At 73.6% G+C, this 12,054-nt stretch carries 9 protein-coding genes and 1 pseudogene; 9 read left to right on the top strand and 1 reads right to left on the bottom strand.

Going from position 1 to position 12,054, the window contains the following annotated elements; all coding sequences use genetic code 11:
• The first annotated feature begins 21 nt into the window (after nucleotides 1-21).
• The 8 genes and pseudogenes from AB0F01_RS29355 (at nucleotide 22) to AB0F01_RS29390 (ending at nucleotide 9,364) form a co-directional block, all read left to right on the top strand.
• On the top strand, nucleotides 22-444 hold the full coding sequence (locus AB0F01_RS29355) for a DUF3499 domain-containing protein (protein WP_362101877.1): 423 nt from the start codon (nucleotides 22-24) through the stop codon (nucleotides 442-444).
• Nucleotides 445-702: 258 nt separating this feature from the next.
• Nucleotides 703-2,067, top strand: coding sequence for a phosphomannomutase/phosphoglucomutase (locus AB0F01_RS29360; protein ID WP_362101880.1), 1,365 nt, complete (start codon nucleotides 703-705; stop codon nucleotides 2,065-2,067).
• A gap of 662 nt (nucleotides 2,068-2,729) precedes the next feature.
• Nucleotides 2,730-2,900: a Trm112 family protein gene (locus tag AB0F01_RS29365; RefSeq protein WP_362101883.1), complete on the top strand. Its 171-nt coding sequence runs from the start codon at nucleotides 2,730-2,732 to the stop codon at nucleotides 2,898-2,900.
• Between the two features lie 80 nt (nucleotides 2,901-2,980).
• Nucleotides 2,981-4,108, top strand: coding sequence for an SIS domain-containing protein (locus tag AB0F01_RS29370; protein ID WP_362101886.1), 1,128 nt, complete (start codon nucleotides 2,981-2,983; stop codon nucleotides 4,106-4,108).
• A 68-nt stretch (nucleotides 4,109-4,176) separates the two neighbouring features.
• Nucleotides 4,177-5,328, top strand: a complete 1,152-nt coding sequence (gene manA, locus AB0F01_RS29375) for a mannose-6-phosphate isomerase, class I (protein ID WP_362101889.1) — start codon at nucleotides 4,177-4,179, stop codon at nucleotides 5,326-5,328.
• Nucleotides 5,329-5,486: 158 nt separating this feature from the next.
• On the top strand, nucleotides 5,487-6,467 hold the full coding sequence (locus tag AB0F01_RS29380) for a cation diffusion facilitator family transporter (protein WP_362101892.1): 981 nt from the start codon (nucleotides 5,487-5,489) through the stop codon (nucleotides 6,465-6,467).
• 554 nt (nucleotides 6,468-7,021) lie between these two features.
• Nucleotides 7,022-8,479, top strand: a complete 1,458-nt coding sequence (ahcY, locus tag AB0F01_RS29385) for an adenosylhomocysteinase (RefSeq protein ID WP_362101895.1) — start codon at nucleotides 7,022-7,024, stop codon at nucleotides 8,477-8,479.
• A gap of 271 nt (nucleotides 8,480-8,750) precedes the next feature.
• Nucleotides 8,751-9,364: pseudogene (locus AB0F01_RS29390) on the top strand (hypothetical protein).
• A gap of 82 nt (nucleotides 9,365-9,446) precedes the next feature.
• Here the strand turns inward: AB0F01_RS29390 and AB0F01_RS29395 are convergent.
• A complete protein-coding gene (locus AB0F01_RS29395) occupies nucleotides 9,447-10,517 on the bottom strand; it encodes an RDD family protein (RefSeq protein WP_362101898.1) in 1,071 nt (356 codons plus the stop codon).
• Between the two features lie 118 nt (nucleotides 10,518-10,635).
• On the opposite strand from AB0F01_RS29395, the gene AB0F01_RS29400 reads away from it, so the two are divergent.
• Nucleotides 10,636-11,643, top strand: coding sequence for a stage II sporulation protein M (locus tag AB0F01_RS29400; protein WP_362101901.1), 1,008 nt, complete (start codon nucleotides 10,636-10,638; stop codon nucleotides 11,641-11,643).
• The last annotated feature ends 411 nt before the right edge of the window (nucleotides 11,644-12,054 follow it).

Consider the following 12,054-nt stretch of genomic DNA (forward strand, 5'->3'; position numbering starts at 1 on the left):
ACGACACGGTGGAGTGACCTGGTGGAGAGTCGTCGCGGCCCGCTCAAGAGTGCGGTACCGTCCAACATCGTGAGCCCTGTACGTCGCTGTTCGCGCACCGCCTGCGGCCGTCCCGCCGTCGCGACGCTGACGTACGTCTACGCCGACTCGACCGCGGTCCTCGGCCCGCTCGCCACCTACGCCGAACCCCACTGCTACGACCTGTGCGCCGAGCACTCCGAGCGCCTCACCGCGCCCCGCGGCTGGGAGGTCGTCCGGCTCCTCGACGGCTCGGCCCCGGCCCAGCCCAGCGGGGACGACCTGGAAGCCCTGGCGAACGCCGTGCGCGAGGCCGCGCGCCCGCAGGAGCGGGCGGCCGGAGCCGGCGGCGGAGGGCGTGCCGCGGACCCCATGGAGGTCGCCCGGCGCGGCCACCTGCGCGTCCTGCGTTCCCCCGACAACTGACGGCGCCGCACCCGCCCAGGGCTCAAGGCCGCAGGGCTCATGGCCGCAGGGCTCAGGATTCAGGGCCCGTGGCCGAGGGCTCAGGGCTCGGGACGGCCCGCCGCCCGTCGACGGGCACGCCGGCCTCGACCACCCGGCCCGCCGGGCCGTCGCCCGTGGCCCCGCAGTCACTTCCGAACACCCCGGGTCGGTGTTCGAACCCTGCCGGTAGTTTGTGGGGGGTCCGATCGGACCCAGAGACTTCCGGAAAGGCTGGCCGTGGCTGCTGACCTGTCGCAGATCGTGAAGGCGTACGACGTGCGCGGAGTCGTCCCCGACCAGTGGGACGAGCCGCTCGCCGAGCTGTTCGGCGCCGCCTTCGCCCGGGTGACCGGTGCCACCGCCCTCGTCACCGGACACGACATGCGGCCCTCGTCCCCGGGACTGTCCCGGGCCTTCGCCCGCGGCGCCGCGGCGCTCGGCGCCGACGTGACCGAGATCGGCCTGTGCTCCACCGACCAGCTGTACTACGCCTCGGGCGCGCTGGACCTGCCCGGCGCGATGTTCACCGCCTCGCACAACCCCGCCCGCTACAACGGCATCAAACTGTGCCGCGCGGGCGCCGCCCCCGTCGGCCAGGACACCGGCCTCGCCGAGATCCGGGCCCTCGTCGAGCGGTGGAGCGAGGAGGGGGCCCCCGAGCCGGCCGCCCGCCCCGGCACCGTCCGCTCGCGCGACACCCTGGACGACTACGCGGCCCACCTGCGCTCCCTGGTCGACCTGACCTCCGTGCGGCCCCTGAAGGTCGTCGTCGACGCGGGCAACGGCATGGGCGGCCACACCGTGCCCACCGTCCTCGCCGGGCTGCCGCTCACCGTGGTCCCGATGTACTTCGAGCTCGACGGCACCTTCCCCAACCACGAGGCCAACCCCCTCGACCCGGCCAACCTCGTCGACCTCCAGAAGCGGGTGCGCGAGGAGGACGCCGACCTCGGACTCGCCTTCGACGGTGACGCCGACCGCTGCTTCGTCGTCGACGAGCGAGGCGAACCCGTCTCCCCGTCCGCCATCACCGCCCTGGTCGCCGCCCGCGAGCTGGCCCGCAACGGCGGCACCGGCCTGATCATCCACAACCTGATCACGTCCTGGTCCGTGCCGGAGGTCGTGGCGGAGCAGGGCGGCACCCCGGTCCGCACCCGCGTCGGCCACTCCTTCATCAAGGCCGAGATGGCCGCCACCGGCGCGATCTTCGGCGGGGAGCACTCGGCCCACTACTACTTCCGGGACTTCTGGAACGCCGACACCGGCATGCTCGCCGCCCTGCACGTCCTCGCCGCGCTCGGCGGCCAGGACGGCACCCTCTCCGAGCTGGTCGCCCAGTACGACCGCTACGCCGGCTCCGGCGAGATCAACTCCACGGTGGAGGACCAGACGGCCCGCCTCGCCGCCCTCCGGGCCGCCTACGAGGGCCGGGACGGCATCACCCTGGACGAGCTCGACGGCCTCACCGTCACCGCCGCCGACTGGTGGTTCAACGTGCGCCCCTCCAACACCGAACCCTTGCTCCGCCTGAACGCCGAGGCCCGCGACGCCGCCACCATGGCCCGCGTCCGCGACGAGGCGCTGGCCATCATCCGGGGCTGACGAGCGGGGGCGGCGTGTACAGGTTGACGCGCATGGGCTGACGTGCCCGGGCTGACGCGCCGGGGCCGCGCGGCCCCGGCGTCGAGGCGGTGCGGCAGGTGGCGGGCCGGTGCCGCGGTCGGTCAGGTGCTGCCCGACGCCTGCTGCCCGCGCGGCTTGCCCGGCCTGCCCGGCCTGCCCGGCCTGCGTGGCGTCCGCGCGGCTTCTCCACCGGGAGCGTGAGGGCCTTGCCCTGCGGTGCCGCCGGGCGGTCGGTGCGCTTCGCCCGGGGGCGTCGCCCGGCCGCCGATGCGTTTCCCTCGCGGTCCCGCACAGCTCCCTGCTGCCCGCGCCCAACGGGCTGGTGTGCGGCTCCCGGCCTCCCGCGCCCACGGCCTGCCGCAAAGCTCCTGGCCGCCTCGCCCGAGGCCCGACGCACGGCTGTCGCCGCCTGGCCCGGGAGCTGCCGCACGACGCCCGGGCCCGCCTCGCCAGGCGGCTGCCGCCCGGCCACCGGCCCCCTCGTCGGTGTCCCGCCCGGCGGCCGGCCCAGTGCCGGGTCGGCCGCCCGGCCGCCGACCCGTCCCGGGGCGCCGCCCACGTCCCCGCCACCGGCGGTACCCTGACCAGGCACATCCCCATACGTGCGCCCGTGCGCGCCGCCCGTCCCGAAGGGAACCCCCATGCCGCTCGAAGCCGGCCTCCTGGAGATCCTCGCCTGCCCGGCCTGCCACTCCGCCCTCGAGGAGCGGGACGCCGAGCTGATCTGCACCGGTCAGGACTGCGGCCTGGCGTACCCGGTCCGCGACGGCATCCCCGTCCTCCTCGTCGACGAGGCCCGCCGCCCCGCCTGACCGGCGCTCCGGCGACCCGGCGCACCAGCGACCGGCGCCCCCGCGTACCGACGCCCCGCCGATCGGAGGCTCCCGCCCCCATGTTCGACGAATCGCTGCTCGACTCACCGGAGGGCCTCGCCGAGGCCGACCACCGCGGGCTGCTCCGCGGGGCCGCCGAGGCCGGCGCCCGTGTCCGTACCGCCGTCCGGCACGCCGCCGAGGCCGGCGTGGGCGAGCTCAGACCCGACGGGCGGCCCCGCGCGGTGCTCATCGCCGGTCCCGGTGCCGCCGCCACCCAGGCCGCCGACCTGCTCGGCACCCTGGCGGGCGCGGGCAGCCCCGTCACCCGGCTCGCCCCGACCGGCGTGGCGCCCGCCGCGGGCGCCCTGCGCTGGGAGCTGCCCGGCTGGGCCGGCTCCGTCGACCTGCTGCTGATCGCCACCCCCGACGGCTCCGAACCCGGCCTCTCCCTGCTCTGCGAGCAGGCCTACCGCCGCGGCTGCACCGTCGTCGCCGTCGCCCCCGCCCGCAGCCCGCTCGCCGACGCGGTGAGCGGCGCGCACGGCCTGTTCATCCCCATGGCGTCGGCCCCCTACGACCAGGACGAACCCCTCGCCGCCGCCGCACCCGGCGTCCTGTGGGCCCTGCTCACCCCGCTGATCGCCCTGCTGGACCGCACCGGCCTGCTCACCGCCCCGCCCGAGGCCCTGACCGCGGTTGCCGACCGCCTCGACCGGGTCGCCGAGCACTGCGGACCCGCCATCGTCACCTACAGCAACCCGGCCAAGACCCTCGCCGCCGAACTCGCCGACGCGCTCCCCGTCGTGTGGACCGAGGGCGTCTCGGCGGGCCCGGCCGGCCGCCGGTTCGCCGCCGCCCTCGCCGAACTGTCCGGCCGCCCCGCCGTCGTCGCCGAACTGCCCGAGGCGCTCGCCGCGCACAGCGCCCTGCTGGCCGGCCCGCTGGCCGCCAGCGCCGACCCGGACGACTTCTTCCGCGACCGCGTCGAGGAGACGCCCGCCCTGCACGCCCGCGTGGTCCTGCTCCGCGACCGCCCCATCGGCGGGCTCACCGCGGCACCCGCCGCCCGGGAACTCGCCCTCGGCCACGACACCCCGATCAGCGAGCTGGAACCCGAAGCGGGCGGCGAGCTGGAGACCCTCGCCGAGCTGATCGCCGTCACGGATTTCGCCGCCGTCTACCTGGCGCTCACCTCGGCACGCTGAGCTTCACCCGGGACGGCCCGCCCTCCACCGCGTCCGCACCAGAACCGGCAGAAGGAACCAGAACCGCCATGGACCGCCTCGACAACACCATCCGCCCCTACGCCTGGGGATCCACCACCGCCATCCCGCGGCTGCTCGGCACCGAGCCGACCGGCGAGCCGCAGGCGGAGATGTGGATGGGCGCCCACCCCGGCGCCCCCTCCCGCACCGCGCGGGGCACGCTCGCCGAGATCATCGACGCCGCCCCGGAGCAGGAACTCGGCGCCGCCGCGGTCGCCCGGTTCGGCCCCCGGCTGCCCTTCCTGCTGAAGCTGCTCGCCGCCGGCGCCCCCCTCTCCCTCCAGGTCCACCCCGACCTGGACCAGGCGAAGGCGGGCTACGCCGACGAGGAACGGCGCGGTGTCCCCGTCACCGCCGCCCACCGCACCTACAAGGACGCCAACCACAAGCCCGAACTGGTCTGCGCCCTGACCGAGTTCGACGGGCTGTGCGGCTTCCGCGACCCGCTGCGCGCCGCCGAACTCCTCGACGGCCTCGGCGTGGACTCCCTCAAGCCGTACGTCGACCTGCTGCACGCCCGCCCCGAGGACGCGGCCCTGCGCGAGGTCCTCACCGCCGTCCTGACCGCCGACCCCGAGGAGATGGCCCGCACGGTCGCCGAGACCGCCGCCGCCTGCGACCGCCTCGGCGGCGACTACGCCCCGTACGCCGGCATCGCCCACCACCACCCCGGCGACCCCGGCGTCATCGCCGCGATGCTCCTCAACCACGTCCGGCTCCAGCCCGGCGAGGCCCTCTACCTCGACGCCGGTGTGCCGCACGCCTACCTCGACGGCCTCGCCGTCGAGATCATGGCCAACTCGGACAACGTGCTGCGCTGCGGCCTGACCCCCAAGCACGTCGACGTGCCCGAACTCCTGCGCATCGTCCGCTTCGAGGCCCGTGACGCCGGCATCCTCCGCCCGGAGGCGGCACCCGACGGCGAGGAGGTTTACGAGACCCCGACCGACGAGTTCCGGCTCTCCCGGTACGTCCTGCCCGAGGGCGGCGCCACCCACGACCTGACCCTGGACACGGCGCAGATCCTGCTCTGCACCGCCGGCACGGTCCGGGCCGGCGAGCACGACCTGACGCCCGGCACATCGGTGTTCGTCCCGGCGGGGGAGAGGGCCGAAGTGACCGGTGCCGGAACCCTGTTCCGGGCCACCGTCGTCGTCTGACCTCCCGGTGACCGCGACCTGACGCGCCGTACCCGACGGGGCTGCAACAATGGCGCCCCGTCCCGGACGGGACACCCACGGGCGGGCGCCCACCCGCGCCCGCCCGCACCCGGAACTCGGCCCACGGCAACCGGCACACGAAGGGACCACGCGGACACATGAGCGCGTCAGGCGGCACCAAGGCGATCGTGGCGGCACTCGCCGCCAACCTCGCGATCGCGGTAGCGAAGTTCGTGGCGTTCCTCTTCAGCGGCTCCTCGTCGATGCTCGCCGAATCCGTCCACTCCCTCGCCGACTCCGGCAACCAGGCGCTGCTCCTGGTCGGCGGCAAGCGGGCCCAGCGCAAGGCGACCCCGGAGCACCCCTTCGGCTACGGCCGCGAGCGCTACATCTACGCCTTCCTCGTCTCCATCGTGCTGTTCTCGGTCGGCGGCATGTTCGCCCTCTACGAGGGCTACGAGAAGATCAAGCACCCCCACGAACTGACCCACTGGTACTGGCCCGTCGGCGTGCTGGTCTTCGCGATCATCGTCGAGACCCTCTCCTTCCGCACCGCCATCAAGGAGTCCAACGCCGTGCGCGGCCGGCGCTCCTGGAAGGAGTTCGTCCGCCACTCGAAGGCGCCCGAGCTGCCGGTCGTCCTCCTGGAGGACCTCGGTGCCCTCGTCGGCCTGGTCCTCGCCCTCGGCGGCGTGGGGATGGCCCTGCTCACCGGTGACAGTGTCTGGGACGGCATCGGCACCCTCTGCATCGGCGTCCTGCTCATCGTGATCGCCCTGGTCCTCGCCCTGGAGACCAAGTCGCTGCTGCTCGGCGAGTCGGCCGGCCTCGACGAGACCCGGAAGATCGAGACGGCCCTCGTCGACGGCGACACCGTCACCCGCATCATCCACATGCGCACCCTCCACCTCGGCCCCGAGGAACTGCTCGTCGCCGCGAAGATCGCGGTGCGGCACGACGACACGGCCACGCAGATCGCCACCGCCATCGACGCCGCCGAGGCCCGCGTCCGCGAGGCGGTGCCGATCGCCCGTGTGATCTACCTGGAGCCCGACGTCTACAAGGCGGCCGAGGCCGCCAAGGGCGCCGATCCCGAGGCCACCCCCGGCGGACCGGCCCCGGACCCCTCCGCCCACTGACGTCGACGTCCGCCCCGGCGACGTCGGCGTCCGCCACGGCGCGCCCCACGGGAGGCGCCAGAGGAGCCCGCCGGAGGAGCCCGTCCGAGGGGGAGCCGCCCGTACGGGACCAGGCCCGCCTCGGTGGCTCCCCGCCGCCGCCCCTGGGGGCGCCGGGCCACCCCGGCCGCCCGGCGCACACGCCCCACCGCTTCCGGCGGCGAGCCCGCTCGCCCCGATCGCCCCGATCGCCAGGCTCGCCCGCACCGGCCCGACCGGGGGCGGGCGGCCGCCGCGGGGACAGCCACGTCACTGACGCCTCGTGTTCGGCTTGATGTGTACCGTGACGGACTGGGGGTCGCCCGGGGCCGCGGTGTAGCTTGGGACGGAGCCAGACGTCGCTGCTGATGGCGGTCGGGCGGTCCGCCTGTGGACCGGCCGAGGGAGAGAGGGCCTCCGACGGACTGCGCTGCGCGCACGCGGGCATGCCAGTGTCCTCCCCGGGCACCCAGGTGTCCGCCGCCGCGCAGACCAGCCGTACCCACCTCGACCCACATCCCGAGGAGCAGCTCGCAATGACGACTGTCGACAACCGACAGGACTTCAAGGTCGCCGACCTCTCGCTGGCCGACTTCGGCCGCAAGGAGATCACCCTCGCCGAGCACGAGATGCCCGGCCTGATGGCGATCCGCAAGGAGTACGCCGAGGCCCGCCCCCTGGCCGGCGCCCGCATCACCGGCTCCCTGCACATGACCGTGCAGACCGCCGTCCTCATCGAGACCCTGGTCGCCCTCGGCGCCGAGGTCCGCTGGGCGTCCTGCAACATCTTCTCCACCCAGGACCACGCCGCGGCCGCCATCGCCGTCGGCCCGGACGGCACGCCCGACAACCCGCGGGGCGTCCCGGTCTTCGCCTGGAAGGGCGAGACCCTCGAGGAGTACTGGTGGTGCACCGAGCAGGCGCTGACCTGGCCGGACAGTCCCACCGGCGGCCCCAACATGATCCTCGACGACGGCGGTGACGCCACCCTCCTCGTCCACAAGGGCGTCGAGTACGAGAAGGACGGCAAGGCCCCCTCGCCGGACACCGCCGAGTCCGACGAGCACCGCGTCATCCTCGAACTGCTCAACCGCACCCTGAGCGAGAACCCGCAGAAGTGGACCCAGCTCTCCTCCGAGATCCGCGGGGTCACCGAGGAGACCACCACCGGCGTCCACCGCCTGTACGAGATGCAGCGCGACGGCACCCTGCTGTTCCCGGCGATCAACGTCAACGACGCTGTCACCAAGTCGAAGTTCGACAACAAGTACGGCTGCCGCCACTCCCTGATCGACGGCATCAACCGCGCCACCGACACCCTCATCGGCGGCAAGACCGCCGTCGTGTTCGGCTACGGCGACGTGGGCAAGGGCTGCGCGGAGTCCCTGCGCGGCCAGGGTGCCCGCGTGATCATCACCGAGATCGACCCGATCTGCGCCCTGCAGGCCGCGATGGACGGCTACCAGGTCACGACCCTCGACGAGGTCGTCGAGACGGCCGACATCTTCATCACCACGACCGGCAACAAGGACATCATCATGGCCTCGGACATGGCCAGGATGAAGCACCAGGCGATCGTGGGGAACATCGGCCACTTCGACAACGAGATCGACATGGCCGGCCTCGCCAAGGTCCCCGGCATCGTCAAGGACGAGATCAAGCCCCAGGTGCACACCTGGACGTTCCCCGACGGCAAGAAGATCATCGTCCTGTCCGAGGGCCGCCTGCTGAACCTGGGCAACGCCACCGGCCACCCGTCGTTCGTGATGTCCAACTCCTTCGCGGACCAGACCCTGGCCCAGATCGAGCTGTTCACCAAGCCCGACGAGTACCCGACCGGCGTCTACGTGCTGCCCAAGCACCTCGACGAGAAGGTCGCCCGCCTCCACCTCGACGCGCTCGGCGTGAAGCTCACGACGCTCCGCCCCGAGCAGGCCGAGTACATCGGCGTGAAGGTCGAAGGCCCCTACAAGTCGGACCACTACCGCTACTGATCCGACCCCCGGCCCGCCGCCGGGCGGAACGCGCCCGAGCCTTCACGCCCGCACGCGCCCACGGCAGCAGGTCCACGCGACAGGCCCCCCGCACCCCCGTGTCGGGGGGCCTGCCCGTGCCCCCGCCCGGCCGGCCTCCGGAGCCCGGCCTCTCCGCAGCCCGCCCTCGGCACCCGGCTTCCCGGAGCCCGACCTTCTCCCGGAGCCCGACCTTCCGGCGCGCCGGCCCCTTCCTCAGCGGACCGACCCGTCACGACCCAGGACCGACCCCATGCCCCGCGGCCGCTACGCGCTCCACGATCCGCACGATCACACCCCCTCGCTGACGAACACTTCCAGTGCGCCCCCGGGCCCTCCGGCTGGCGCTACGTCTCCCGGCTCACCACGCCGTCCGGCGGCGACCACGGCTCCGTCGACCTCGCACTCGACGAACTCGGCCGCCCCATCCGCCTCGAACTGCACGCCGGAGGCTGGCAGATCCGCGGCGCCGCCCTCGACGGCGTCACCTGGGTCCGCACCGACCCGACCGGAACCCACGCCACCGAAGGCAATGTGCGCGCCCACGCCTTCACCGGCTCGTCCCCGGCGTTCCTCGTCGCCACCGCGCGTCTCCTGCGCCTCACCCCCTCCACGTCGGCCACCCGCGTCCGCCTCGTCGCCCTCACCGACCCGGTCCTCGCCCCCCGCACCGTGGACCAGTCCTGGGCCTTGGTGGAAAGAGAAGCACACGCCACTGACAACGGCCCGCTGATCGTGGACGCGTACCAGGTCACCGCCCTGGACACGGGCGAGCGGCACACCGTGCACCTCGCCGGTGACGTCGTCCTCGCGGCACCGGGCATCGAGCTGGAGGACCTGGAGTCGCCCCCGTCGGTCTTCCCCTGACCGACGGGGCGCGCGCACCACGGCCCTGCGGCACCGCGGTGCACGACGCCCACGGCCTCGCAGCCCCGGCCCCCGAGCCCTGCTAAGCGGGGGGTACGAAACCGCCGGCGGACCGGCCGACGGAGGGCGCGTCCGACGATGTGTCCGACGGCCCGGCGGGCCCCGGCGGCACCGCGGTGGAGGACGCAGCAGCGGGCGGTGCCGAAGGGGAAGCAGACGCAGGAGGCGCAGGGGAGGCGGGGGCCGACGGAGACGCCGGTGCCGGCGGCGTCATGGGGGAGGCGGACGGCGCACCGGGAACGGTCGGCGCGGACGCCGGGGCGTGCGGTGCCGCCGGGTGTCCGGGCGGGCCGAAGGGTCCCGCGGGGCCGGCCCCACCGGCCGGCCGGACCTCCGCGGCCGGGCCGTTCGCGAAGGCACGCCGGGCCTCCCGCACCTGCCGCTCCTGCATCACCGCCGCCAGATAGGCGGCCGGGGGCACTCCGGGCGGCGCCGGCGTCCCGGTGCGGTCCGCCAGGTCCGAGGCCAGCCGCTCCGCCATGGCCCAGCCGACCTGCGGGTCCAGCTGCTGCATCCGCGTCAGGTACTGCCGCACCGCCAGCCAGAGCCCGTCGGGCACCGCCGACAGATCGAGCCCCTGGAACCGTCCGGCCAGCCAGGGCGGCGGGGGCGGCACGAACCCGGTGCGCCCGGCCGGCACCCGCTCCCGGACGACGAGGGTGCCCGCGAACACGTCCCCGAGCCGCCGCCCCCGGGCCGACACCAACGAGGCGATGCAGGCCACCACTCCGAGCGTCATCAGGATCTCGATCACGCCGATCAGACCCCGCACCAGCGCGTGCCGGAACCGGATCGGCCCCCCGTCGTCCCGCACGACCCGCAGCCCGCACGCCAGCTTCCCCAGCGACTTCCCGTGCGTCAGGGTCTCGACCACGATCGGACCGCCCACCAGGACGAGCAGGAACAGGGACAGGGATATCGCCGTCTGCGCCGCCTCGTCCAACGAGGCGGTGGACATCATCACCACGATGGTCAGGATCACGTAGGCCGTCATCGCGACCACCAGGTCGAGCAGCACCGCCAAGGCCCGGCTGGGCAACCTCGCCGGGCGCAGCTCCAACGCCACCGCCTCGCCCGTCACCAGCTCACTCACGCCCGCCGCCCTTCCCTCGCATGCCCCTCACCCCGCCAGTCTGCCAAGCTGTTGCCGATCGCAGTACGACAAGCCCACCACGCCGACCGAGTCGATCAGCCGAGGAGCAGGCACACCGATGGACCTGGACGTCTTCGTCTCCGCCCACCGCGCGGAGTGGGACCGCCTCGACGCCCTGCTCCGGCGCAGGCGCCGGCTCACCGGTGCCGAGGCCGACGAACTCGTCGTCCTCTACCAACGGACGGCCACCCATCTTTCCTTGATCCAGTCCGCCGCCCCCGACCCCCAGCTGACCGGACGGCTCAGCCAGCTGGTCGCCCGCGCGCGCAGCGCCGTGACCGGAGCGCGCCGCGCGTCGTGGCGGGACGTCACCCACTTCTTCGGCCACAGCTTCCCGGCGGCCGTCTACCGGTCCCGACACTGGTGGGTGCCCACGGCACTGCTGTCCACGGCCGTCGCCGCGCTCCTCGGCTGGTGGATCGGCACCAGCCCGGAGGTGCAGGCGTCCATCGCCGCACCGAGCGAACTGCGGGAGCTCACCCGTCCCGGAGGCCAGTACGAGACGTACTACTCCAGCCATCCCGCCACGTCGTTCGCCGCCCAGGTCTGGACGAACAACGCCTGGGCTGCGGCCCTCTGTCTCATCCTGGGCGTGTTCCTCGGGCTGCCGGTGATCTGGATCCTCTTCCTGAACATGCTCAACCTGGGGGTCGGCTTCGGTCTGATGGCCTCGGCCGGCCGGCTCGACACCTTCCTCGGCCTGGTCCTGCCCCACGGCCTCCTCGAACTGACCGCGGTCTTCGTCGCCGCCGGCACCGGTCTCCGGCTCGGCTGGACCCTCATCGACCCCGGCCCGCGCCTCCGCCGCCAGGCCCTCGCCGAAGAGGGCAGAGCGGCGCTCGCGATGGCCATCGGTCTGGCCGCGGTGCTGTTCGTCTCCGGCGCCATCGAAGGCTTCGTCACCCCGTCCGGCCTGCCCACCTGGGCCCGCATCACCATCGGCGTCGTCGCCGAGGTGGCCTTCCTGGCGTACGTCTACGTCGTGGGCGGACGCGCGGCCCGGTCCGGCGAGACCGGCGACCTCGACGCCTCGGAGCGGAGCGCCACCGTGCCGACCGCGGCCTGATGTGCATCCGGCACGGGGGAGCTGCTAGTGTCCTCTTCGCCCCACGGGATCCGTTGACACGGAGACTGCGGGGAGGTAGATTCGAACAGTTGCCTGGGGACGGGTAGCCGCAAGGCAGCCCTCCAGGAACACAACAGTGAGCATCTGTCTGCTTCTCGAAGCACTTCTTCCGAAGACTCTCGATGAAGCCTCTCCCGATGAATCGGAAAACAAGGGCCGGTCCGACCGGTCCGGAACTTCTGATAATGTCGGGTCCGCCGGAAAGGGAAAGCGCGAAAAGCGTCGACCTGGAAAGCGCCGAGGAAATCGGATCGGGAAGATCTGATAGAGTCGGAAACGCAAGACCGAAGGGAAGCGCCCGGAGGAAAGCCCGAGAGGGTGAGTACGAAGGAAGTGTCCGTTCCTTGAGAA

Source organism: Streptomyces sp. NPDC029526, from assembly GCF_040637405.1.
Classification (GTDB): Bacteria; Actinomycetota; Actinomycetes; order Streptomycetales; family Streptomycetaceae; genus Streptomyces.